Source organism: Treponema denticola (assembly GCF_024181645.1).
GTDB lineage: Bacteria > Spirochaetota > Spirochaetia > Treponematales > Treponemataceae > Treponema_B > Treponema_B denticola_A.
The window spans coordinates 221907-247132 of the sequence record NZ_CP058624.1 but is presented as its reverse complement, the minus strand read 5'-3'; the positions used below and the strand labels follow the sequence as shown (position 1 = coordinate 247132).

20 protein-coding genes and 1 pseudogene are annotated in these 25226 nt (G+C 38.8%); 19 read left to right on the top strand and 2 right to left on the bottom strand.

Translation table 11 applies throughout. From position 1 onward, the window contains the following. From HO345_RS01145 to HO345_RS01065, 18 genes and pseudogenes are all read left to right on the top strand, one after another. Positions 1-705 carry an energy-coupling factor transporter transmembrane component T gene (locus HO345_RS01145; protein WP_253683453.1) on the top strand — a complete coding sequence of 235 codons (705 nt, stop codon included), beginning with the start codon at positions 1-3 and terminating at the stop codon, positions 703-705. Then, the gene (locus HO345_RS01140; RefSeq protein WP_253683452.1) at positions 705-2321 is read left to right on the top strand and encodes an ABC transporter ATP-binding protein; all 1617 of its coding nucleotides are present in this window, start codon (positions 705-707) and stop codon (positions 2319-2321) included. The genes HO345_RS01145 and HO345_RS01140 overlap by 1 nt, the downstream gene beginning before the upstream one ends. A gap of 97 nt (positions 2322-2418) precedes the next feature. Continuing rightward, positions 2419-2772, top strand: coding sequence for a four helix bundle protein (locus HO345_RS01135; protein ID WP_253683451.1), 354 nt, complete (start codon positions 2419-2421; stop codon positions 2770-2772). Positions 2773-2841: 69 nt separating this feature from the next. Continuing rightward, positions 2842-4581, top strand: coding sequence for an ABC transporter ATP-binding protein (locus tag HO345_RS01130; protein ID WP_253683450.1), 1740 nt, complete (start codon positions 2842-2844; stop codon positions 4579-4581). A 17-nt stretch (positions 4582-4598) separates the two neighbouring features. Continuing rightward, positions 4599-5180 (top strand): MptD family putative ECF transporter S component, encoded by a 582-nt coding sequence (locus HO345_RS01125; protein ID WP_253683449.1) that lies wholly within the window; start codon positions 4599-4601, stop codon positions 5178-5180. 39 nt (positions 5181-5219) lie between these two features. Beyond that, positions 5220-7082 carry an ABC transporter ATP-binding protein gene (locus tag HO345_RS01120; protein WP_253683448.1) on the top strand — a complete coding sequence of 621 codons (1863 nt, stop codon included), beginning with the start codon at positions 5220-5222 and terminating at the stop codon, positions 7080-7082. A 210-nt stretch (positions 7083-7292) separates the two neighbouring features. Continuing rightward, on the top strand, positions 7293-7973 hold the full coding sequence (locus HO345_RS01115) for a TetR/AcrR family transcriptional regulator (protein ID WP_253683447.1): 681 nt from the start codon (positions 7293-7295) through the stop codon (positions 7971-7973). Beyond that, positions 7970-8404, top strand: coding sequence for a hypothetical protein (locus HO345_RS01110; RefSeq protein WP_253683446.1), 435 nt, complete (start codon positions 7970-7972; stop codon positions 8402-8404). Before HO345_RS01115 ends, HO345_RS01110 begins: the two co-directional genes overlap by 4 nt. A 29-nt stretch (positions 8405-8433) precedes the next feature. Then, a complete protein-coding gene (locus HO345_RS01105; RefSeq protein ID WP_253683445.1) occupies positions 8434-9270 on the top strand; it encodes a KilA-N domain-containing protein in 837 nt (278 codons plus the stop codon). 29 nt (positions 9271-9299) lie between these two features. Beyond that, entirely contained in the window at positions 9300-9662 is a 363-nt protein-coding gene (locus HO345_RS01100) for a VOC family protein (RefSeq protein WP_253683444.1), read from the top strand. Next, positions 9643-9792, top strand: a complete 150-nt coding sequence (locus tag HO345_RS01095) for a hypothetical protein (RefSeq protein WP_253683443.1) — start codon at positions 9643-9645, stop codon at positions 9790-9792. The genes HO345_RS01100 and HO345_RS01095 overlap by 20 nt, the downstream gene beginning before the upstream one ends. A gap of 18 nt (positions 9793-9810) precedes the next feature. Continuing rightward, on the top strand, positions 9811-11547 hold the full coding sequence (locus tag HO345_RS01090) for an ABC transporter ATP-binding protein (RefSeq protein ID WP_253683442.1): 1737 nt from the start codon (positions 9811-9813) through the stop codon (positions 11545-11547). A 226-nt stretch (positions 11548-11773) separates the two neighbouring features. Beyond that, entirely contained in the window at positions 11774-12268 is a 495-nt protein-coding gene (locus HO345_RS01085; protein WP_253683441.1) for a methyltransferase family protein, read from the top strand. 267 nt (positions 12269-12535) lie between these two features. Beyond that, positions 12536-14257 carry an ABC transporter ATP-binding protein gene (locus HO345_RS01080; RefSeq protein ID WP_253683440.1) on the top strand — a complete coding sequence of 574 codons (1722 nt, stop codon included), beginning with the start codon at positions 12536-12538 and terminating at the stop codon, positions 14255-14257. Positions 14258-14416: 159 nt separating this feature from the next. Further along, entirely contained in the window at positions 14417-16030 is a 1614-nt protein-coding gene (locus HO345_RS01075) for an ATP-binding protein (RefSeq protein ID WP_253683439.1), read from the top strand. Positions 16031-16144: 114 nt separating this feature from the next. After that, the gene (locus HO345_RS01070; protein ID WP_253683438.1) at positions 16145-16549 is read left to right on the top strand and encodes a hypothetical protein; all 405 of its coding nucleotides are present in this window, start codon (positions 16145-16147) and stop codon (positions 16547-16549) included. Next, a pseudogene (locus HO345_RS13100) lies at positions 16468-16815 on the top strand (InlB B-repeat-containing protein); the annotation flags it as partial. The gene HO345_RS01070 and the pseudogene HO345_RS13100, both read left to right, overlap by 82 nt. 57 nt (positions 16816-16872) lie before the next feature. Beyond that, positions 16873-20331 carry an Ig-like domain-containing protein gene (locus tag HO345_RS01065; protein ID WP_253683437.1) on the top strand — a complete coding sequence of 1153 codons (3459 nt, stop codon included), beginning with the start codon at positions 16873-16875 and terminating at the stop codon, positions 20329-20331. 76 nt (positions 20332-20407) lie between these two features. Here the strand turns inward: HO345_RS01065 and HO345_RS01060 are convergent, their stop codons facing one another. Continuing rightward, on the bottom strand, positions 20408-21994 hold the full coding sequence (locus tag HO345_RS01060) for an ABC transporter transmembrane domain-containing protein (RefSeq protein WP_253683436.1): 1587 nt from the start codon (positions 21992-21994) through the stop codon (positions 20408-20410). Further along, complete coding sequence (locus tag HO345_RS01055) at positions 21978-23591, bottom strand: ABC transporter transmembrane domain-containing protein (RefSeq protein ID WP_253683435.1); 1614 nt, start codon at positions 23589-23591, stop codon at positions 21978-21980. The genes HO345_RS01060 and HO345_RS01055 overlap by 17 nt, the downstream gene beginning before the upstream one ends. Before the next feature lie 145 nt (positions 23592-23736). Between HO345_RS01055 and HO345_RS01050 the strand changes: the two genes are divergently transcribed. Continuing rightward, a complete protein-coding gene (locus tag HO345_RS01050; RefSeq protein ID WP_253683434.1) occupies positions 23737-25104 on the top strand; it encodes an MATE family efflux transporter in 1368 nt (455 codons plus the stop codon). Positions 25105-25226 lie beyond the last annotated feature (122 nt).

Genomic DNA, 25226 nt, shown 5'->3' with positions numbered 1-25226 from the left:
ATGGAAAAACGAGCAATATTGGTCCTTGATCCGCGGACAAAAATATTTTTAGTTCTGGCAATGGGAGCATCTATCACAATTCTTGTTCCCATATATGTAGAAATTTTAAGTGCCGCTCTTTTAGCCTTTTTATTTGTGATGAACAGACAAATTAAATCGGCAATAAAATTGATGGCGGTCTTTTTATTTCTTGCAGGACTTACCTATCTGCCTCAAGATATTCCCGGCGTTACAAGTATTGTAATGCCTGTAGGTTTTATGGTACGCAGATTTATGATGCCCATTGTTGCCGGAAACTATTTAATTTCTTCAACACCTGTCGGTCTTTTGATGAACGCTCTTGAAAAATTAAAACTGCCGTTTTCGGTTGTGATCACCATTGCAGTTATGTTCAGATTTTTTCCGACACTTAAAGAAGAGTACGGGCATATTAAAAATGCAATGAAGATGAGGGGTATCGGTCTTAATGCGGTAAATGTAATCAGTAGACCTATTTTGACACTTGAATATATGATGGTTCCCCTCCTTTCATCCGCTTCAAGAATCGGAGATGAACTTGCTGCTGCGGGACACACCAAGGGCGTAGACGCTCCGGCAAAAAAAGTACGCTATAAAACCTCCCGCTTTACGGCGGCCGATGCTTTTATTTTTCTTTACATAATAGCAGTCTTTATCGCTGCAGGAATAACGAGGATACAAGCATAATGGAAACGGCAGTCAATCTTCAAAACCTATGTTTTAATTATCAAGCTTATGAAAATACGGATAAGACAGACAGGAAAAACTTATCCGCACTAAACGATATTTCCATTTCGGTAAAAAAAGGAGAATGTATTTTACTTACAGGAATTTCAGGCTGCGGAAAAACAAGCGTGCTGCGTACAATAAACGGCCTGATTCCGAATTATTATGAAGGAAAACTTTTAGGTTCAATTAAAATTTTAGGAGAATCGATAAAAGAAAAACCTATTTACGATATTTCAAAAAAAGTTTCTACGGTTTTCCAAAACCCCAAATCCCAATTTTTTAATTTGGATACCACTTCGGAAATTCTTTTCTTTCTTGAAAATATGGGAACGCCTTTTGAAAAGATGCATCAAAGGCTCAACTTTATTTCGGAATTTTTAAATATTAAACATCTGCTTGACCGGAATATTTTTAATCTCTCAGGCGGAGAAAAACAGATGATTGCTATAGCCTCAGCTCTTGCTGCCGATACGGATATTATTGTTATGGATGAGCCGACTTCCAATTTGGATTTATGTTATATAGAAAAAATAGCTGAAGTTATTAGTCTTTTAAAAGAGTCGGGTAAAACTTTAATCATAAGTGAACACCGTCTGTATTTTTTAAATGAACTTATAGATCGGGCTTTTTTAATAAAAGAAGGCAAGCTTGAAAAAGAATTTTCTCAACAAGAATTTCTTGCTCTTACGGAACAAAATAGAAAAGAACTTTTACTTCGTCCCATAACAATGAATAAAAGTGTTTTTAACCGTTTGGAAGATTCGGATTATATACAGGTGCAAAGCTCGGAAACAATCCGTAAAAATAAAGAAGATAAAAATTCGGAAGAAACAAAATCGGCATACCTGACTGTAGAAAATTTATTCTATCGTTTTAAAAAAGAAAAAGACGATTTTCTCCGTGTGCAAAATTTAAAAATGGAATTCGGCAAGGTTATCGCTCTTACCGGCAAAAACGGTCAAGGCAAAAGCACCTTTGCTCAATGTCTTACCGGCTTACTCAAAGCAAAAAAAGATTCCGTTTTATTAAATGGAAAAAAGATTAATGCCAAACAACGGCTTGAGCTTTCGTACATGGTATTGCAGGATGTAGGCTATCAGCTTTTTACCGAAAGCGTTGAAGATGAAATAGCTCTCGGTAAAAATAAAAAGATTAAACCGGAACAAAACACTAAAGCTGAAAATAAGGAAGAAAGAGCTCCCGATGTTGAAGCTATTTTAAAGGCAATGAATTTAACGGAACTAAAAGATAAGCATCCATTAAGTTTATCGGGAGGACAAAAACAACGAGTTTCGATAGGAGCTGCCATCAGTTCAGGTGCACGTATTATCATCATGGATGAGCCGACATCGGGAATGGATTACTTTCACATGAAAGAAACAGCCAAGCTGATTAATTCGATACGCTCGAATCAAACTCTTATTTTAATTATCAGTCATGACTTTGAATTTTTAAGTCTGGTTACCGACGAAATAATTTTAATGGAAAAAGGAGCTGTGATTTCTCATTCGGAATTTACAAAAGAAAAAGCCGAAGAGGTTTTTAATTATTTGAAAGATGGAGTAGTTAATTAGGAATTGGAGGGTAATTCATAATTAGGAATGCTTAATTAGGAGATAACTCAATTCCTAATTATGAATTAAAAATTATGAATTAGTTATAGGAGGTGTGGTGAAAACTGATAATGTTATTGTTGATAAGTCTAAAGATTTTGCGTTGAAGATTATTCGGCTATATAAAAAACTGTGCGATGAAAAACATGAGTTTATTATGTCAAAACAACTTTTAAAAAGCGGGACGAGTATAGGCGCAAATGTAAAAGAAGCGATACGCGGGCAAAGTAAAGCCGATTTTTACGCAAAACTGTATATTTCTCTTAAAGAAGCGAGCGAAACGGAATATTGGCTGGAACTTTTGCATGAAAGCGGATACATCAGTGAAAAAGATTTTTCTTGCATATATGAAAATTGCCAAGAAGTTATAAAAATCTTAGTTGCTATAACAAAAACCAAGTCTCATAGTTAATTATGAATGAGGAGGTAATTCAATTCCTAATTATGAATTAAAAATTATGAATTAGTTACAGGAGGAATTATGTTAAAGAATTATTTTGCGCTGTCAGACAAGGGAGCGCGGGATCTAAACAAGGCAGTAGCTGTTACTACCTTCGGGAATTTGTTTTTGATTGTTCCGTTGGGACTTTCATTTTATGCACTGCAGGAACTTTTAAAGCCCATTCAAGGCGGTTCTCTTGCAGCTTTTAATCCGTGGATTTATCTAGGGATTTGTGTGCTGATCATCATTGTGCTTTTTTTAATTGAAAAACTTAAGTACCGCAAAACCTATGCAAGCTGTTATGATGAGTCGGCTAATGTGCGTATTTCCCTTGCAGAAAGTATCAGGAAGCTGCCCCTCTCGTATTTCGGAAAAAAGGATTTATCGGATTTGACGGCAACGCTTTTAAACGATGTTGCTACAATGGAACATGCACTAAGCCACACGGCATCCGAATTGTTCGGGGCGGCAATTTCAATTATTGTATCGGCGGCAATGCTTGCTCTTTTTGATTGGCGAATGACGATTGCTCTTTTCAGTTGTTCCGTTTTCGGATTTTTGCTTGTATACTCATCACGCAAACAAGCCCGCCGTTATGCAGTTAGAATTAACACAGTACTGCTCGGCGTTTATAATTCCATTCAGCAAATGCTCGACAATATCAAGGTGCTTAAATCCTCCGACAAAAAAGAAAGCTATGTACAAAAGGTAAAAGACGATATTGCACACAGCACAAAGGAAGCGGTTAAAGCCGAATTATTTGTCGGCTCGACTATGATAGGTTCCATCATAATTATCCGCTTCGGATTTCCGTTGGTTATTGCAGTCGGAGCGGTTTTATATGCACAGGGAAGTCTCCCGCTTTTTACCTACCTTGTCTTTTTACTGATTGCCGGAAGAATTTTTGAACCCCTTACCGCCGTTTTTATGCTGCTCGGCGAGTTTTTCCACGCACGCACGGCAGTCGAACGCCAAATGGAAATCATAAACTACCCCAAGCAGAAAGGAAGCGAAACTTTTAACCCCAAGGGCTACGATATTCAATATGACAATGTTTCGTTTTCATACAATGATAATGCAAGCCGCGATACGGTAAGCAATATCAGCTTTACTGCCAAGCAGGGGGAAATCACTGCCCTCGTCGGACATTCAGGCTGCGGCAAGTCAACAATTACCCGTCTTGCAGCCCGCTTTTGGGATGCTGCTTCCGGCACGGTGAGTGTGGGCGGCACGGATGTTTCTACCGTAGACCCTGAAACCCTTTTGACCGCTTTTTCAATCGTCTTTCAAGATGTAGTGCTTTTTAATGACACAGTCTACAACAATATCCTTGTCGGGAATAAAGATGCTGCAAGGGAGCAGGTTCTTGCCGCCGCAAAGGCTGCAAGGTGCACCGACTTTATCGAAAAACTGTCGCAAGGTTATGACACGGTAATCGGCGAAAACGGTTACACCCTTTCAGGCGGAGAAAGACAGAGGCTTTCTATAGCCCGTGCTCTTTTAAAAGATGCACCTATAATTCTCCTCGATGAAGCTACGGCAGCCCTCGACCCCGAAAACGAAACCTTAATTCAAGAAGCATTGAGCAAGCTCGTTAAAAACAAGACAGTTATAGTCATTGCTCACCGTTTAAGAACAATCGAGAATGCCGATAAAATCGTTGTTCTCAAAGACGGAGCGATAGAAGAAATAGGTACACATGAAGAGTTGATGAAAGGAAAGTCATCGTATCCAATGATGTATAAGCTGCAAAAAGAAAGCGAAAGCTGGAGTGCTTGATTTTTAAGGAGGTTGTTATGAACAACAAATTGGTTTTAAAGGATTTGATAAATATCGCCATTTTTTCCGTTATTTATTTTGTTGGGTTGACTGTAATTGGAACTCCCCTTGGTTTTTTGGTGCTGACTTTTTTAGCGGTTCCTTTTGCCGTCAGTGTAATGTTGGGAATCTCAGTACTGTTTTTACTTGCCAAGGTGCAAAAGCCTTTTGCACTTTTTATTTTCGTCGCTATTCCTGGCTGTTTGATGACGCTAATGGGACACACTCCGGTCGTTGCAATCCATTCGCTTATAGTTGCCGCCATTGCGGAAATTGTACGTAAGGTGCTCGGTTATAATACCGCAAAGGGAAACATAGTAAGCTATGCTGTTATGTCGTTAGCATTGTGCGGAGGCTTTTGGCAAATTTTTATTTTAAAAGAGCAATATTTTGCTCTCACCGAAAAAATGATGGGAACCGCCTATGCCGCTGAATTAACGGGATTGCCTATCTGGATTATGCCGATTCTCTACGCGACCTCTTTTGCAGGCGGATTACTCGGCGGGCTTTTGGGTAAAAAGTTCTTAAAGAAACACTTTGAAAAAACAGGGTTGGTTTAAGTAATTAAGAATTAAAAATTATTTTAGAGGATGTACATAATGAAAAAAAATGAAGAAAAAAAGAAGGCCAAAAAGGAAAAACAGGCGGGGGTTGTAAGCCGCATTCTATCTTATGCGGGAAAGCATAAACCCTTTATCTATGTGTCGCTTTTTTTATCGAGCTTGAGTACGGTTGCACTGCTTATTCCGTATGCAGTTGTATTTTATGTTATGCGCGATATTATTTCAGCTTATATGTCGGGTGTGCCGATCGATATAAACCGGATGATTTTTTACGGAGCGGCGGCTCTTATTTCCGCTGCAGCAGGTTTCCTTTTGTACTTCGGTGCTCTTATATGTTCGCATATTACCGCATTCAATTTAATGGGGAATATGAATATGCGCTTGGCGGAAACATTTGCCCGCCTTCCGGTCGGCTGGCACACATCACATGCAAGCGGTTCTGTGCGAAAGGTATTTGAAAAAAATGTCCATTCGCTTGAAGGGCTTATTGCACACATGCTGCCCGATGTCGTACAAAATATAGTTAGTCCGATTGCCGTTTTGTTTTTACTTTTCTTTTTTGATTGGCGGTTCGGCCTTATTTCATTTTTGACACTTGTTATCGCCTTTGTTCTTCAAGGTGTGATGATGGCAAAGGGCAAAAAAATGGGATTTATGGAAAGTTATGAAAACTCACTTGAAAAAATGAACAGTGCCGGTACGGAATATATCCGCGGTATTTCGGTTATTAAAACTTTTAATCAATCGGTACACCGCTTTAAGGATTTTTACAGTTCGATTATAAACTACCGCGATAATGTTTTAAAGTATACCGTTGCTTGGGAAAACGGCTTTGCAGTTTTTCTTGCTCTATTAAAAGCGGGCTTTATCTTTTTGGTTCCCGCCGCATTTATCTTTGCCGGAACGGCAGGAGATGGCGAACCTTATGCAAAGTTTTTGTACGGCTTTATTTTTTATCTTTCTCTTTCGCCTGTTTTATTTAATATGATGATAAAAATCGTGTACGGTTCAACTTTGAATCTTCAGGGAGGAGATGCCCTCAACCGCATCGAAGCTATCTTAAATGAAAAGCCTGCCCCCGAACCGGAACATTCGATTATGCCGAAAAAATTCGATATTGAGTTTAAGGATGTTGTATTTTCTTATAAAGAAGAAGGAACACAAGAGACACAAACTGCCGAACAGTCTTTTAAAAAGGCTATCAGCGGCATATCGCTTAAACTTCCCGAACATTCGTTGACCGCCCTTGTCGGACCTTCGGGCGGCGGAAAAACCACCCTCGTCAATTTACTCGGACGCTTTTGGGAAACCGATTCCGGAGAAATTACCATCGGCGGCGTAAATATCAAAGATATCAAAACAGATGACCTCATGCACCTTATCAGCTTTGTGTTTCAGGAAAATAAACTTTTTAATGAAAGCATTTTTGAAAATATCCGCTACGGTAAAAAAGATGCAACACGCGAAGAAGTCCTTGCAGTACTGCAAAAAGCAGAGTGCATGGATATTATCGAAAAGCTGCCTGACGGAATAGACACGGTATACGGTACTAAGGGAATATACCTTTCCGGAGGAGAAGCACAGAGGCTTGCGATTGCCCGCTCCCTTTTGCATGATGCTCCGATTATTGTTCTCGATGAGGCCACCAGCTTTGCCGATGCAGAAAACGAGCATAAAATCAAAAAAACATTAAGTCAATTACTTAAAGACAAAACGGTAATAATGATTGCTCATCGTCTTTCTTCAATTGTCAATGCAGATCAAATCTGCGTTATCAATGAAGGCAAAATTGAAGAGACCGGAACTCATGCAGAGCTTTTAGCAAAGACCGGCATGTACAACAGCATGTGGAACAACTTCCAATCGGGTATAAGCTGGAAACTGGCTGCGGGAGAATAATTACTAAGCTGAACTGCTGGAGCAATGAGCTTGTCTCGCTTGATGCCCGCGGTTTAACTGATTTGCAGGAACTATACTACCGGGAGAATCGGCTCACTTCATTGAACCGGCAAGGCTTATCCCATTTATGGTTCCTGCACTGCGATGATAATAGTAACCCCTGCTTGACATTTTTAATTCTTTTTAGTAACATTGTTCTTAATTAGTAGAATGGTTATTAAAAATATGGACAAGGATAAGGGAAAAATATTAGCCGATAAGGATGAGCTAAACACACGGGCAAAGATTTTACGCGCTGCAAAACAGGAGTTTTTTACCAACGGCTTTGCAGATACTAACGTGCGTGCCATTGCAGAAAAGGCGGGGGTTACGACAGGGGCGCTGTATAACCTTTTTGATAATAAGGACTGCATATTCGAAGCTCTTGTAAGCGGCGTGTTCGATGAATTCTTAAACATAATGGCACATCGTGATGTATTTGACGCTGAAAATTTCGGTATGAAAACGAGCGACCTTTCCGCAATTACGGAACTATCGCAACGCCGGTTCTTGCGAATGATAGATTTTTTTTACGATAATTGGGATGCAATGAAACTGATTGTCTGCTGTTCGAAGGGAAGTTCCTACGAGCATATTTTCGATAAGGCAATCGATATAACTGAAAAAGAAACCTTACAATGGCTGAAACTCGACGGCGTTAAAATGTCTCGCCGTATACGGTTTTTTATTCATGTCATGGTAACGTCCCATTTTGAAAATTTAAAAGAGATCTTTTATCATAATTTGAAAAAATCGGAAGCGGTGAAATATGTGCTCGACTTTAATGTATACCATTGTGCCGGCTGGAAACAATATTGGATGGAACAAGTAAAAGGACTTAAGAGATTATGAATGCGACATATCAAGAAGCAAACACGGTCGAACAGCTGAAACAAAACTCGCATCTTCCCTGTCCGCGAGCCAATTTGGAAAAGGGAAATGGTTATGAAAAAAGAGCTGTAGTCGCAGGGCTGTGCGAACCGAAGTTGTTAAAAGATAAAGCAGTCGCCTTTCATGTAATCAATCTTTTAGATGAAATAACGGCAACGCTTGCCCACGACAACAAGCTCACCGATGAAGAAGATTCGCTTAGAAAAGCACTCGGCTACGGCTGGAGCGTGGCGATTGTTCATGCGCCTGCAGGAGGAAAAAAAGCTTTTGAAAAATTGCTGCAAAAAAAGAGTAAGCATATCAAGTGGATTATGAAAGAAAACTTAAAAAAGAACCGGCTGATAAAAACGGATGCCGAATGGGTCAAAATAATGGAAAGCAAGCTGAAATAGAATACAGGACGCGCAAAAGGGAGAATGAAATGGCAAAAAACAGGAAGATAAACGTACAAGGCGTTGATATTGCACTTTATGAAAGCAATAAAAACGATTACATTTCGCTGACGGATATTGCTCGGTATAAGGATACTGAACATACCGATGATATTATTAAAAATTGGCTGCGGAACCGTAATACGGTGGAATTGCTGGGTTTTTGGGAGATAATAAATAATCCCGATTTTAAACCCGTCGAATTCGACGGGTTTAGAAAGCAGGCAGGGTTGAACAGTTTTGTTCTCACCCCAAAACGATGGATAGAAACGACCAATGCTATCGGCATAGTCTCTAAATCGGGACGCAACGGCGGCACCTTCGCTCATCGAGACATCGCCTTGGAGTTCGCTTCGTGGATTTCGATAGAGTTCAAGCTCTATGTCATCAAAGAATTCCAACGGCTCAAAGAAGACGAAAACAGCCGCCTCAAACTTGAATGGAACTTGCAGCGTACCCTTGCCAAAATCAATTATCACATCCATACCGATGCGATAAAAGAAAGTCTTATCCCGAAAGAGGTAAGTAAGAAGCAGGCGGCACTTATCTATGCCGATGAGGCTGACTTACTTAATACGGCATTATTCGGCCTTACTGCCAAAGAATGGCGCGAACGTAATCCTAAATTGAGCGGCAACATACGCGACTATGCAGGACTTGAACAGTTGGTGGTGCTCAGCAATTTGGAAAGCATTAACGCCTTGCTTATTAAACAGGGACTACCGCAAAGCGAGCGGCTTATCCAACTCAATAAAACGGCTATTGCCCAAATGAAAACATTGGTCGAAAACAGAGCGATAAAAAAGCTGGAGAGTAAAAACAACTGACGGAATATCGTTGCGGAGGACATCTGTAAGTGAAAGTAAAAAAAATATATGCCTGCTGGATTTATGTGAGCGATTTGAAAAAGTCGCTCCGCTTTTACCAAAATATAGGTTTCGAACTCAAGTTTATTGAAAAAGACGGTGCTTGGGCGGAATTCGATATGGGAGAAACAGCCTTCGCCCTTTTGCAACGCCCTGCCGAAAAAGGCAAAGTGCGGCCTGCGAAAACACGAATTATGTTCGAGGTAGATGATATCGAAAAGATGCGGAAACAGTCGGTTTCTCTCGGCGTCAAATTGATCGGGGACATCAGAGAAGAGCCTTACGGCAAGTTGCTGACATTCGAAGACCCCGACGGGCATTGGCTGGAGTTTTTTGAAAACAAGCGGGCTTGAAGAAGCGATCGTATCGTTTATAAAATTAAAGAACGATAAAATTATTTCGATGGATGAATATTGGGCGGACGACGGCAAAGTGCCGCACTGGCGATTGGAAAAACGACTGGGCTCAAAAATACATAATTAATCGGTATAGGAGGTCTGAATGGACACATATAAAAGACTATTGAAATATACACCTGAAAAAAAACACTGTGTGTATATTTCCATTATTTGCTCCGCTTTAGGCGTTGCTTGCCAAATGGGAGCATTTTGGTATTTATGGAAGTTTTTATACGCCTTTTTGGTTACAAAAAGCGTTATGGACGGCTCGTTTTATGCAACGGTGATTGTTGCTCTTATGCTCGGTTACTCGGTTGTGTATTTTGCTTCACTTTGGGCATCGCATGTCTTGGGTTTCCGTCTTGAATCGAATTTACGAAAAGAAGCAATCAAACATTTGATGAATGCATCCTTTGCTTTTTTCGATGTAAATAATTCGGGAAAGATTCGCAAAATCATCGACGACAATGCACAGGAAACGCACATGATTGTAGCACATCTTATTCCCGATAACATCGCCGCTCTTCTTACTCCGATTTTAATGTTCGTCATTGTTTTTATGGTAGACATAAAACTCGGTATCTTGCTCAGCATTATCGCGGTAATCGGCGGGGTGCAGATGATGTTTATGATGGGCAATAAGAACTTTATGCAAAAATACATGGCTGCCTTGGAAAGGATGAACAGCGAAGCGGTGGAATATGTGCGCGGTATGCAGGTAGTAAAAATATTTAAAAGCACGGTGGAATCATTCAAGGCATTTTATACGGCAATTACCGACTATTCCGATTTGGCATACAAGTACACGCTCAGCTGCCGAAGCCCCTATGTTATGTTTCAAGTGCTGTTCAATTTGTTTGCCGCCTTTACAATCCCTGCAGCAATTTATTATATGAATAAGGGTGCGGACGGAAATCTCATCATTGCAAAAATTGTGTTTTATGTATGCTTTGCAGGAGTTCTCTTTGCTTCCTTTATGCGTGTTATGTATGTCGGCATGTACAACTTTCAGGCAAAGAGCGTTGTAGACAAACTGGAAAATCTTTTTACCGAAATGAGCAAGGATAACATAACCCACGGAACTGAAGAAAAATTCGACAACTTCGGCATTGAATTTAAAAATGTTTCGTTCGGCTATAATGAAGAAAAGATTTTGAAAAACGTTAGCTTTAAACTTGAGCCGAATAAAACCTATGCCCTTGTCGGCTCATCGGGCGGAGGAAAGAGTACAATAGCAAAACTTATTTCAGGTTTTTATAGAATAAATGAAGGCGAAATTTTAATCGGCGGAAAAAATATTGCCTCGTACTCCAAAAACGCCCTGATGAAAAACATAGCTTTTGTTTTCCAAACATCTAAACTTTTTAAAACCAGTATTTTTGAAAATGTCAAAATGGGAAATAAGGATGCAAGCGACGAAGATGTCATGAACGCACTCCGCCTTGCCAGATGTGAAGACATCTTGGCAAAATTTCCCGAACGCGAAAAAACGCTTATCGGCTCTAAAGGTGTGCATTTATCGGGCGGAGAAATTCAGCGTGTCGCGATTGCCCGTGCTATTTTGAAAAATGCCGACATCATCATCTTGGACGAAGCTTCAGCCGCTGCCGACCCCGAAAACGAATACGAAATTCAGCAAGCCTTTTCCAACCTGATGAAAAACAAAACGGTAATCATGATTGCTCATAGATTAAGCTCGATTAAAAATGTCGATGAGGTTTTGGTTGTCGAAGACGGAAACATAATAGAACGAGGCAGCGATAAAGAGCTTATGGCAAAAGGCGGAAAATACAGCAAGCTGCAAAAGCTGTATTCGCAAGCAAATGAATGGCGCTTTTGAAAATATGCGGGCATCTGCGTTGTCGCTTAATAAAAAACAGTCCTCGACGTACAGCAAGTACGCCTGCGGGTGTTTTTTATACGCTCCTAGCATCTGCTCCGCCTATTTTCAAAAGGAGAGGCAGTAAAGGAATTATGAACGCTTAACTGGAAATAAGGAATTGGTGATGGGTAATTACATTATCAATTAAACATTAACTATTACTAATTGGATTAAGGGAGAAGTTATGAGTGAACAAAAAAATCATTTGCCGCTTATCGGTGTAGGGCCTATCTATGTCGGACCTACTATAGCCGTTACGGTTGCAAGTATTATTCTGACTAAGCTCAAAATTATTCCGCCTACAGTAAGCGGATTTGAATTGGTATTCCGTATTGCAGGCATTATGTTAATTGCAGCAGGTATATACCTTTGGTGTTCGGCAGTATTTATGTCGCGAATTGACAGTAAAATAAAAACGAACACACTAGTTACTGATGGAATATATGCCCATGTCCGCAATCCCATTTATTCCGCATTTTTGTTTACTTGTTCAGGTGCGCTTTTACTGGCCTGCAACTTATATCTGCTTATTCTGCCGCCAGTATACTGGCTTTACCTGACCATCTTTATAAAACTTACGGAAGAAAAATGGCTTTTAAATCTGTACGGCAAAGACTTTGAAGACTATTGCAAACGAGTAAACCGCTGTATTCCGTCAATATGGAAAAGAAAAAATTAATGTGAAATGGGTAATTGGTAATGGATAATTAGTACAAAGTACAAAATCCATCCGTACCTTGCAATTAGTAAATTGGATGTTGAAGTCTGCGGCTAAATAGCACTAAGTACTTCAACCTAAAAACACCCCCAATCCTAGCAATAAAAGACGGGGTTCTTAGGGGCAGAGCCCCTAAGCGGTTCTTTTGAAGATAGGAGGGGTCATAGGGGAGAGAAGAAAACTTTTATCCGAAAAAGTGTCTTCCCTCCCCTAACAATGGAGATCTATATGAAACGAAAATTACAAAAATTATTTGCAGTTACCGAGCAAGGTGCTCGGGATTTGGTTACGGCTTCGGTATGGTCGGTGTTTTCCAACATCGCCTATATCCTGCCGATGTTTTTGATTATGTTTTTTTTGCAGGGCTATTTTGAAGGCTCGCTTAAAACGGCTTACTTTTATACCGGAGTTATTGCGGCCATTGCAGTGGTAATGTACATTCTTTTACACATAAATTACAACACGCTGTACACGGTAACTTTTAAAGAATGTAAGGAACTGCGTATCGAAATTGCAAACCGCTTAAAAGCATTACCGCTTGCATATTTTTCCAAGCACGATATTTCAGATTTGTCGCAAGCCGTTATGGCGGATGTCGCAACTCTTGAGCATGCGTTGAGCCACGCCATTCCGCAAACAATAGGACTGGTAATTTATCTTGTAATTATCGGCACAATGATGATTATAGCTCATCCGGCCTTGGGACTTTGTGTCTTTGCACCGATAGTAGTGAGTTTTATCCTGCTTATTTTATCAAAGAAAATACAAGTGCGGGAAACCACAAGAGACTTCCACAAACAAAGACAGCGTTCAGAATTTTTTCAGGAAGCGATTGAGCTTCAACAGGAAATTAAAAGCTACGGCCGCACAGATACGGTTGCAGAAAAATTAAACCGCAATGTCGATGAGGCTGAAAAACTTCACCTCTCTGTTGAAGCCCATCAAGCGATTCCGCTCAATATCGCAATGGCGGCACTCAAGTTTTCAGTCGGGATAACGGTCTTTTTCGGTTTAAAAATGTACTTAGCCGGAACCGCCCCACTTCTGTATTTTATCGGCTATGTCATTGCCGCCTCGCGCATTATCGATGCGGTTGCAGCTGTCGAAGCAAACCTTGCAGAGATTATGTACATCGATTCACGCGTTAAGCGTATCAATGAGTTGCGAGAAACCGAGGTACAGGAAGGCTCTCCTGCAAACTTACAAAAATACGGCATCGAATTTAAAGATGTTGAGTTTTCTTATAATGACGGGCAAAAAATTATCGACGGCATTTCTTTTACAGCCGAGCAAAATCAGGTTACAGCCCTTGTCGGTCCTTCAGGCTGCGGAAAGACAACCGTACTCCGTTTGGCATCGCGTTTATACGATTACAACAAGGGGCAGATTCTTATCGACGGAAAGGACATTGCAAAAATCGACACGGACAGTCTTTTTGAAAAGATTTCGATTGTATTCCAAGATGTAGGTTTATTCAATACATCGATTATGGAAAATATCCGTGTCGGAAATAAAAATGCCACTGATGAAGAAGTAAAGGAAGCCGCCCGCCTTGCAAACTGTACCGAGTTTATCGAAGCTCTGCCCGAAAGCTGGAATACCTTTGTCGGAGAAAACGGCAGCCGTCTTTCAGGCGGAGAACGTCAACGTCTTTCGATAGCCCGTGCCTTCTTAAAAAATGCGCCCATCATTATATTGGACGAAATCAGTGCTTCTCTCGATGTCGAAAACGAAATGAAGATTCAAGAAAGCTTAAATAAACTTATCAAGGATAAAACAGTCATCATCATTTCGCACCGCTTAAAGTCAATCGAGAACGCCGACAAAATCATCGTCATGAACAAAGGCAAAATAGAAGCTGAAGGCAAACACTCGGATCTTTTACAAAAATCCGAGCTGTACAAAAACATGATTGATAAGTCTACAGCCACGGAAAAATGGGTGTATTAGTTTAATCGGTTAATATCCGCTGAATCCGAATTATATATATTTTGGAAATAATCAGCGGATATATATGCATAAAAATCAAGAGTTTAGTTCCCCTTATAAAAATTCTAAAAATATGCTATAATCAATTTGATTCATAATTATAAATTAAGGAGGTAAAAAATGTCCGGTATCCGAAAATTACCTTTAGGCGTTCAAAGTTTTGAGGTTATGCGTAATGACAGCTTTGTTTATGTAGATAAAACCGAATATGTAGTAAAGCTTGCAGCTGAAAGCCGCGTATTTTTTTTAAGTCGGCCGCGCCGCTTCGGTAAAAGTCTTTTTCTTTCGACTTTAAAAGCTTATTTTTTAGGTCAAAAAGAATTGTTTAAAGGCTTGGCTATTGAAGCTTTTGAGGAAGGTGAAAAAAGTAGGCGTGAGATATGGCAAAAATATCCGGTTTTTCACTTGGACCTTAATGCCTCAAAATACGAAACAAGAGAAGATTTGGAAGCTCTTTTAAACAATAGACTTTGTATTTGGGAGGAAACCTATGGAAGCCGCCCCTCCGAAACTGCCTTTCCTGAGAGGTTTATGGGAATTATAAGCAGGGCTCATGAAAAGACCGGAAAACAGGCCGTCATCCTGATAGATGAGTACGATAAACCTCTTCTTCAAACCATGTGGGACAATGAGGCAGTAAATGAAGCATACCGTTCTATTTTAAAAGGTTTTTACGGAATTATAAAATCCTGCGATGAACATATCCGTTTTGCTTTTTTAACCGGGGTTACCAAATTCAGTAAGGTTAGCATCTTCAGCGATTTAAACAATTTGAGGGACATCTCTCTCGAAAAAGATTATTCAGGTATCTGCGGTATCACGGAAACTGAATTGAAGCAATCTTTTAAACCCGAAATTGAAGCCTTGGCGGTAAACCGTAAGCTAAGTTATGAAGAAACCCTTGCTCTTCTAAAAAAGCGTTATGACGGATATTTTTTCCATCCTGAAGGAGAGAGTGTATACAACCCCTTTAGTTTGCTTAATGCCTTTATAAAAAAAGAAACAAGCTCTTATTGGTTTTCGACCGGAACTCCTACCTTTTTGGTCAAGGCCTTGCAGAAGCAAGATGTCTTTATCCGTGATATTTTAGAAAATGCCGAAATGAGTGAAAACGCCTTACAGGATTACCGTCCCGATATGAATAACCCGATTCCTATTCTTTTTCAATCCGGCTATTTAACCATAAAAGATTATAACAAGGAATTTCAGCTTTACAAATTGGGTTTCCCGAATGACGAGGTAAAGTACGGCTTTTTAGATAATCTCGTACCGGCCTACACCTCTATTTCAAAGGATGCAAGCGGTTTATTTATAGGGAATTTTATAAGAGATTTACGGGATAATAAGCCGGATTCTTTTATGAAAAGAATGTACACGGCTTGTGCAGGTCTTCCTTACAGCCTCGCCTCAAAGGAAAATGTGCATATGAGGGAAAGGGATTATCAGATAGCCTTTTATATAATATTTAGCCTGATGGGACAGTTTGTTCAAACCGAAGTAGTAAGCTCAAAAGGAAGGGCCGATTGCGTAGTTCACACTGATGATATGGTCTACATTTTCGAGTTTAAGCTGATGGGTTCCGGTACACCCAAAGAAGCTATTCAACAGATAAAAGAAAAAGGCTATGCCGAACCCTACAAGACGAGCGGAAAAAAGATAGTCCTAATAGGAGCTGTATTCGCTGACGGTATTGATGAAGAAACCGCCGATACTTGGGAAGCAGAAGCCTTATAACCTGCCTACAGAACCTTACAATCCATATTTTCTCCATATTTTCTACTCTTGCTTTTTTATAAATATAGTGTATAATATCGGTAACAAAATCTACACATAAAGAGAGGATCCAAAATGAAAAATCGGAATTTATTTTCGAAGATAGTCCTAAATACAGCGATACTGTGTGCGGTATTTAGTCTAATGTTTGTATTTGGGTGTAAAAATCCTATTGAATCGCCCAAAACTCAGGAAAATAATCAAGAAGCTGAAATAGCGCCTGAAAATTCGGCCGATGTCAGCTGGGAAATAGACGGACAAGGAGGAACTCTAAAAGCAGTATATACCGAAAAAGGAACTACAAAAGAAATTCCTGCAACAGGTAAAAAAATCCTGATAGGCACTAAAATAACTTTTACGGCCTTACCTGATACAGCTAACTATTATGCAGTAGACAGCTGGAATACGGGGGGGGGCAGCTATCTGTTTCCTCGGATAAACTTACAGCAACGTTTACTGTTAAAGATAAACAGAGTATAAAAGTTAAACTTAAATTTATTAAAGAAAAAGCAACCTTAACCCTTAAAGCCGACACCAATGGAACCATTAAAGCTGAATGGCAAGGCAACAGCGAGGACATCGAAGAAAATGCAACAAAAACCCTATCTATCGAAAAAGGCACAAGAGTAAAACTGACAGCAACACCTGAATCCGGCTACGAACTTGCAGAATGGACAGGTATAGATGAAACTAAAAAAAATCCTAACATCATAACTGTAACGGAAAATATTGAGATAAGTGCTAAATTTAAAAAAATAGCCCCTGTTCCAAAATATATAAAAATTAACGGCTATAATGTAGACTTGACTGAATGGAAAGTAGATGTTCCGAACACCATAGCAACAGTAACACAAGCCGAGGGAAAATTTACTATAGGAACTACGGAGATAACACCCACTATCAATATTGAAAACAGCCCCGTATCTCTTACCGAAGGAACTGAAACTCACGTTACCCTAAAAGTAAATGCTGTCGAAGGTCAATACGGCGAATGGCAGCAAACTATAAAGGTAAAACGTTTATCGTCTTCTGACCTGCCTGAGTTAACCCTTGAATCTTTAAAGGTATATGGTGAAGAGGCGGATCTAGCTTCTATGTCGGTAAGAATCCCTAACGATAAAGAAACTGTCTCAAGCGGAGACCTCACTGCCGAATTTTTAAGACTTCTAATACCAATTTCGGATATAAATATTACCGTCAAAGATGAACCTATTCAGCTTGAAGCAGGAAAAATTACAGAAGTAGAGCTTTCCATTCCGGAAAAAACAGGAAGCGATGGTTACAAAGCATGGAAGAAAACTTTGCATATTACACGAAAAACCGTTCCTGTAACCGGAGTAGATCTATCACCTGAATCGATTACCCTTGAAACAGGAGAGACAATAAAACTGACAGCATCGGTTCAGCCGCCCAACGCAACAAATAAAAAAATAGAATGGAGCTCGGACAATAATACGGCCGCCTCTGTAGACCAAGAAGGAACAATTACGGCTAATGGTGCCGGTACTGCAAAAATAACGGTAAGAACCTTAGACGGAAATTTTGAAAAAGCTTGTAAAGTAACCGTCATACAAAAATTTTTGGTAAATTTCGGCGTTGACGGAAGCGGAGGCAGGCTTGAAGTAAAAGCCGGAGGAACTCCGGTAACGGCAAACACCAAACTAGAAGCCGGTACTGTTCTTGAATTTAAAGCGATCCCGGAAGAAGGTTTTGAAATTTCAAACTGGGAAGGAATAAATGCAAATTCGCCGACTGCTGCAACTATTAAGCACACATTAACCGAAAACCTGAATGTAAAAGTAAAATTTAAGCAAAAAACATATAAGGTTACATTTGAAGCAAACGGCGGAAGCCCCGCACCTGAACTGCAAACTATAATACATGGACAAAAGCTCACTGAACCGCCGAAAATGACTCTGGCAGAAAAAGAATTTGAAGGCTGGTACAAAGACGAGTCTTTTACTTCAAAATGGAATTTTGAATCTGACAAGGTAACCGAAAATATAAAGCTTTATGCAAAATGGGATAAAATAAAAATAACCGTCAAATTCGATAACAACAAAATAGAAGCTTACTTAAGCCTTGGGAATACCCCCTTGGCAAATAACGAAAAGGTTTGCATAGGCGATAAGATATATCTTGTTGCCGTCAACCTTGAAGAAGGCGAACTCCCCTCATGGACAATCAACGGAAAGCCATCATCACTGTCTTCAGGAATTCCTTATTTCTATGAGTATGTAGTAAAGGAGCAAGATGCCGAAAACCGCATTATCCTCTTTGACTATAGCATAATTCAAGCCGAAAAACTTACAATCAAGTATGACAATTCAATAAAAAGGATTTTTATTCCAAAAAATGGAGAACCCGAAATTCCGAATGGCTCAAAAATAGACGAGGGTACACTTATTGCTGTTGAAGCAAATTTACCTACGGGAAAGATTATAGATAAGTGTCTGGTAAACAGTAAACCTGTATCGGGAATGTTTGAGATGGAAATGTTTATCTATAAGGTCAGCAGCACAGATGCAGACGGCAGTAAAACTCTTAACTTCAGCTGCACAGAAAAAACACCTTACACAGGAACCGTTCACTGGAATAACACTGAAAGCCCCATGACTTGTAATAAACTTAACGAACACGTACAACCGGCAATACCAATAACTAACGGTGAACAAGTAAAAGAAGGTGATGGACTTGACTTTACTGTTAATCTTCCTGAAGATCAAATAGTCGATACATGGACAGTAAACGGTGTTATCACCCAAAGCCTATTCAGCGATAAACATAATAAATTTTTACTTTTTGTAAAAGCTGAACACTTTAAAGATGGTAAGCTTACAATAGGCTATACCGTAAAAGGAGCAGCAAAAGGAACTATACAATGGGATAACTCGCAAACTCCCATGACATGTACAAAAAAGAACCAATACGGACCTTGGACAGAATTGACTAACGGAACTCAAATACAAGAAGGGGATAGCCTTAACTTTACTGCTAATCTTACCCAAGGAAAAGTAGTCGATAAGTGGATGATAAACGGTGTTGAAACAACAAGCCACTCAGGTGACGGGCCTAACAGGTTTTGGCTTAATGTAAAAGCTAAACACCTATCAGGCGGGACTCTCACAATAGGCTATACCACAAAAGGAGCAGCTTCAGGAACTATACAATGGGATAACACTGAAAGCCCTATGACCTGTTATAAAGAAAATCCTTGGACAGAATTGGCTAACGGAGCTCAAATACAAGAAGGGGATAGTCTTAACTTTTATGCTAATCCTCCCCAAGGGCAAATAGTCGATAAGTGGATGATAAACGGCGTTGAAACGGAGAGCAACTCAGGTAACGGGCCTAACATGTTTTGGCTTAATATAAAGGCTAAACACCTATCAAGCGGTACACTCATAATAGGCTATACCACAAAAGGTGCTGCTTCAGGAACTATACACTGGAATGACTCGCAAAGTTCCATGACCTGTGAAAAATGGAACCAATACGGACCTAATACCGCAATAACTAACGGAGATCAAGTACAAGAAGGGGATAGTCTTAACTTTTATGCTAATCCTCCCCAAGGGCAAATAGTCGATAAGTGGACGATAAACGGCGTTGAAACGGAAAGCAACTCAGGTGACGGGCCTAACAGGTTTTGGCTTAATGTAAAGGCTAAACACCTATCAGGCGGGACTCTCATAATAGGCTATACATTAAAACCTGCATTAGAGACAAAGATAAGCTTTGATAACAGCATAAGATGCTCGGTAACCCGAAATAAAACAGAAACTGAAGTAAAATCGAATGAAACTATTGTTTATGAAGGAGAACGCCTCAATTTTAGAGCACTGGGTATGCCTGATTCTGCTGTAAAAAGCTGGGAAATAAACAATAATAAGCCATACTGGAATAACCAAGGACACACATGGTTTAATTTTACTATAATGAAATCTGATATATATCAGGCTTCAGGCGGTGCAGTATCGGTAAGCTGCAAAGTTAAAGAAGGCTTGAAAAGTGCAGCATTGACCTTTGATTCCGGCAAGATAAAATGTTCCCAAAATGGACACAGCCTTAATTCGGGATTAAGGCTGTATGCAGGAGTGCAACTAAACTTTGAAGCAATTTTATCCGGTTCCGAAGAAGTAAAAAGCTGGAAAATTAACGGCGTTGAACAAGCTAATAGCGGACACAAAAATTTTGGCTATGCGGTAAAAGATGAAGACTTAAATGAAGATAACTTTACCGTAGAAATAGAGCTTAAATAATTTTTAGATAAACCTGACAAAAAATGAGAAGAAAATCTTCTATGATTGTCAGGTTTTTCTATATACCCAAAAACCATCAAGCTCCTATCTTCCAGAGGGAAGCAGCTTTTTCTTTGATCCTTTCGTTAAGCTGATGGGTTACTATAAAAACTTTTTTATCATCTAGACTTAAAATAAGGTCTTCGACTCTTTCTATATTTTGAGCATCTATATTTGCAAAGGGTTCGTCGAAAATTACTACAGGCGTATCCCTCAAAAGGGTACGCACAAAGCTTAACCGCTTTAACTCGCCGCCTGAAAATTTGTTTTCGATGTGGGTAAAGTCCATATTCAAGGCTTCGCTATTTGCGAATTTTTTCAAGCCCAATTTTTCCATTAAGCCGAATATTTTTTCTTCTGCAATATCTTCGCCCAATGTTAAATTGTTTTTTAAGGTATCATCAAAGAAAACGGCTTCTTGGGCTAAAAACGAAATAAGTTCTGACCTGTTTTTTATGGAATGAATATTTTTTCCATCCAATACTATGTTTCCGCCTTTAGGTTTTAATAGACCTAAAAGAATTTTCATCGCAGTAGATTTTCCGCTTCCGCTTTCTCCGTAAATGATGTGTATACCCTTATCGGTAAATTTTTTATTTACATTTTGAAGAACAGGCAGCTCACTGTAAGCATAACTTACATCATTAAACGATATATCGCCCGAAGAAATCTCAGCTTCAATCTTTTCTTCTTCCGCCTCCTTAACTATCAAGGTCTTATAACCTTCAAGGGTAACCTTACTCATAATAAAGCGGTTCACATACATAGAGATATAATAAACTTGAGACCTTAGCTGTACAACCAAGCCGTTAGCCATCATAAACTCCGCTATGCTTAATTCATTTTTATTAATCATATAAACGCCGTAAAAAGCAACTGCAATTATACTTAATTGAGATGCAAAAGAAGAAAGAGTTTGTGATGCAACATTTGCCGCTGAAACCGAAAATTGTTTTTTTGCCAGCTTTTCTACCGATTTATTTAAGAGGTTTTGAAAACGGCCCTCACTTCCGTAATTTTTTATTACCTCAAAGCCTTTTAACCAATCGGAAAACTCTCCCATGTGCTCATTTACACTTTCTATTGATTCGGATTGAGTTTTATCCAAGAGCTTTTTAAACATTTGAGGAATAATCGAAGTAATAAAAATAAAAAAGAGACCTGCAAGAGCCAATTTTATATTGACATATAGAAATAAGGCTGAAGCAAAAACCGTTTCCATAAGAATCTGTCCCATTCCATAGAAGGATTGATAGTATATTCCGTCGAGAGAAGGAAGCTGTTGTTGATAATAAGAAATTTTCTTTCCTTCTTCAATACTGTAGAATTCTTCATACTCGGCTTTTACCCAAGAATGGAAAAGACCTTGCCGTAAAAGTTTTAAACGGTTTGTTTTAAATCTTCCGAAAAAATAAGAATAAAGCCCGTGTGCTCCTCCCCTCACCAGTATTGCAACAAAATATGCAGATACAAAGATAATTATTTTTTCAATATCCTTGCTTACGGCAGCATCGGCTATTTTTCCGCTTAACCATGAAAAAGCCGTAACGGCGGCGGCTGAAAAAATTAAAAATAGAAGAGCAAAAAATATAAATGATTTTTCAAGATTAGACAGCTTCTTCATATAATCTCCTTTCGCTTGTATCAAATTTATAAATTCGATCAAACATTTTTTTTGTTTCGGTATCTGCAATGTGCGAAATAATTATTACGGTAGAATCCTTTATATCGAAAATTATTTTTTTTACCCGTTCAATATTTTCATCATCGATATTGGCAAGAGGTTCATCGAATATCATTATCGGGCGTTTATGCAAAACAGCTCTTGCAATACTTATACGCTTTTTTTCTCCGCCTGAAAAACCGTAAGTTTCCCCTATGACGGTTTCCTTTAAATATTTATCTTGCGTGTACTTATTTAAACCTAAGGAATCAAGAACCTCTTTTACCCTTTCTTCGCTTATGTACTTATCTAAAAATAAATTATCCAAGAGATTCATTTTAAAGATATAGGCTTCTTGCTGCTGAATCGAAATTATATCGGCAATATTTTTTATTTTTTTTGGAGCAGCTCCGCCTATTGTAAGCGAACCGGAATCCGGAGCATACATTCCCAAAAGGAGCCGCATTATCGTGGACTTTCCTGAACCCGATTCTCCTAGGATCAAGATTTTTTCGTTTTGTTTAAATGTAAAATCGGTATTATTTAAAACCTTCTTTTCATTATACGAAAACGATAAGCCTACAGCATCAATATTAAATCCGTTTAAGTTTCCTATTTCGTCTGTTTCAGTTTTAGCATCTATAAATTCAATCATTGCATCACGGACAGGCCGGGAAGAAAAGAAAGTCTTTAATAAGTTCGCGGTCCAATACATGGGCCTGGACAGAATCCCGATTAGGCTCATTATGGTATAAAATTCTCCGATAGAAAAAATACCCTTATAAACATAATATGCACAATAAGCCGTCATAAGCAAATTAACGATAGCCGATACAAAAAAACTTAAGCCTATCTCAAAACAACTTACATTTATGGCATCCATTTGTTTTTTTCTTAAAAATTCGTTTATCTTATCGTACCTGAAAATTATATATTGCTCACAAGAAAAAACTTTTATAATATCAATTCCTTTTAACCAAGTTCTCACGGCAGAAAAATGTTTTTCGACTGCCTCCATCTTTTCTTTTGAAACCTTAGCCAAAATCTTTTTTAAAACAGTCGGAACAATAAGAGGAATCATTAATAAGAGAACAGTAACAATGGCCGCCTGTATATTTATTGTCAAAAGGGTTATTACCGTTACCGAGAATATCAAGACACTGTCGGCCAAAGCCGTCCAAACATAAAAATACTGAGTACGTATCACATCTATCTTATCCGTATAATCGGCACTTATTTTTCCTTCAGGGATATTGATATATTCTCCCATCGTTTTTTTAAGAAGGGCATCAAAATAAGTTTTCCGTAAATCTGCCTCGGCAGTTACCACCAGTTTCGATTTTACAAGACTGTAAAGATAAGAAAATAAAGAGGCAAAGACCATCGCTCCTAAACACAAGAGCATCAAGGTATAAAGAGAATAAGCGGTTTTCCCTAAGGCCGTATCAAGAAGCTGTCCCTTCCATAATTGAAGCTTCATCGTAAAAAACAAATCGATTCCGCTTAAAACAAAAAAGAGCACAAAATATACTTTTCGTTTTATGATAAACCTAAACAATTAAGGCCTCCTTTCGTAAGCACAAGCTAACATTCAGAATTATAACAGCTTACATGATTATTGTCAAGAATTGATTTGAGAATAGAAAAAACTATTGACAAAGACAGCTAAATTCCGCATTATATGATTTAGGAATTTTTACACTATGGAAAATGAAAAGCAAAAAGAATTTATTTTAAACGGAAACTTGTGGAAAGTTATTTTTGATCTTTCATGGCCTGCCGTTATTGCAATGATTTTACTGGGAGCAAACAATGTGCTGGACGGAATCTTTGTCGGACATTTTGCCGAAGAAGGAGCTTTTGCCGGTATCTCAGTAGCCTTGCCTCCACTCATAACGATAATAGGTTTAGGTATTCTCGTAGGCTCTGGAGCCGGAACTCTTTCAAGTATTGCAATCGGTGCGGAAGATAAAAATATTCAAAAAAAGATTTTAGGCAATGTCAATTTTTTGACACTTATAATAAGTGTAATCGTGATGACTTTAGGATTTCTTTTTTCGGAGCAAACTCTTTTTTTAATGGGCGGCAGAGGCGATTCTCTAATACATGGAGGCGAATACTACCGCACAATTTTATGGGGCACTCCGATTTGGATATATGCCATTGCTCTTAATAACCTCATCCGTTCCGAAGGAAAGATGAAAACAGCAGCGGCAATTATGGGAATAAGCCTGCTTGTCAATGGATGTGCAAATTATACACTCATGGTGATTTTTAATTTCGGCATAAAGGGAGCTGCCATAGGAACAAATATCGGTATGGCAGTACAGGCTGTCATCGATACAGTTTATTTTGCAAAAAAGAAAATCGATTCTCCTGTTTCCATATTTACAATCAGAATGGACGGCGAAATTATATCTAAGATTATTTCGATGGGATTAGCAGGTTTTATAATGCAGTTTATGGGAACGATCCAAATGCTTTTAGTTTTAAATGTATTAAACCACTACGGCTCACAGGACGACATTGCTTTTTACGGAATCATTACCCGCATCTTTTCATTTATACTACAGCCGATAGGTGGCTTCATGATTGCCCTCTCTCCCATAATAGGAATAAATTTCGGAGCAGATAAGACAGAACGCCTTATTTCAGCCTTTAAGAAATTTGTATTTGCAGCCCTTGTTTTGATAGCTCCATTATGGATTTTAATACTTATCTTCCCTCAAACAGCGGTTTCCTTGATGATGAAAAATCCTCACTTAAACATTCAAAATATTTCCTATTTTAGGATTTACATGGCTCTCCTTCCGGTTATGCCCCTAGTATTTTTTGCCCTAGCCTTTTTTCCTGCCGTCAACAAAGGAAAAATCAGTTCAATATTGGGAATTTTACAGCAAATCGTTTTTTACATTCCGGTAATGTTGATTCTTCCTATATTTACCGGTATTGCAGGAATTTATTATGGTACATTTCTCATTGAAATATTGAGTGCAATCCCCATATCTATTTTGATAATACGGGAATTCAGGCTTTTGAGATCGGGCATCACCAAATGGAAAAAAAATTGAAAATTTATCTATTTTCAAGTAACTTACCTATTTAAAATTTATTTATATGGTAACCTAACAAAACTACTGAATGATGCTCTTTTTTCCCAATAGAATTCCACAATGTGCATTTTACAGTAAAA

Excerpts from the sequence above, each read along its gene's own strand:
- HO345_RS01085 (WP_253683441.1), top strand. The coding sequence starts at position 11,774 with ATGAGTGAACAAAAAAATCATTTGCCGCTTATCGGTGTAGGGCCTATC.
- HO345_RS01120 (WP_253683448.1), top strand. The coding sequence starts at position 5,220 with ATGAAAAAAAATGAAGAAAAAAAGAAGGCCAAAAAGGAAAAACAGGCG.
- HO345_RS01105 (WP_253683445.1), top strand. The coding sequence starts at position 8,434 with ATGGCAAAAAACAGGAAGATAAACGTACAAGGCGTTGATATTGCACTT.
- HO345_RS01090 (WP_253683442.1), top strand. The coding sequence starts at position 9,811 with ATGGACACATATAAAAGACTATTGAAATATACACCTGAAAAAAAACAC.
- HO345_RS01110 (WP_253683446.1), top strand. The coding sequence starts at position 7,970 with ATGAATGCGACATATCAAGAAGCAAACACGGTCGAACAGCTGAAACAA.
- HO345_RS01060 (WP_253683436.1), bottom strand. The coding sequence starts at position 21,994 with ATGAAGAAGCTGTCTAATCTTGAAAAATCATTTATATTTTTTGCTCTT.
- HO345_RS01050 (WP_253683434.1), top strand. The coding sequence starts at position 23,737 with ATGGAAAATGAAAAGCAAAAAGAATTTATTTTAAACGGAAACTTGTGG.
- HO345_RS01140 (WP_253683452.1), top strand. The coding sequence starts at position 705 with ATGGAAACGGCAGTCAATCTTCAAAACCTATGTTTTAATTATCAAGCT.
- HO345_RS01145 (WP_253683453.1), top strand. The coding sequence starts at position 1 with ATGGAAAAACGAGCAATATTGGTCCTTGATCCGCGGACAAAAATATTT.
- HO345_RS01115 (WP_253683447.1), top strand. The coding sequence starts at position 7,293 with ATGGTTATTAAAAATATGGACAAGGATAAGGGAAAAATATTAGCCGAT.
- HO345_RS01070 (WP_253683438.1), top strand. The coding sequence starts at position 16,145 with ATGAAAAATCGGAATTTATTTTCGAAGATAGTCCTAAATACAGCGATA.
- HO345_RS01080 (WP_253683440.1), top strand. The coding sequence starts at position 12,536 with ATGAAACGAAAATTACAAAAATTATTTGCAGTTACCGAGCAAGGTGCT.
- HO345_RS01125 (WP_253683449.1), top strand. The coding sequence starts at position 4,599 with ATGAACAACAAATTGGTTTTAAAGGATTTGATAAATATCGCCATTTTT.
- HO345_RS01130 (WP_253683450.1), top strand. The coding sequence starts at position 2,842 with ATGTTAAAGAATTATTTTGCGCTGTCAGACAAGGGAGCGCGGGATCTA.
- HO345_RS01075 (WP_253683439.1), top strand. The coding sequence starts at position 14,417 with ATGTCCGGTATCCGAAAATTACCTTTAGGCGTTCAAAGTTTTGAGGTT.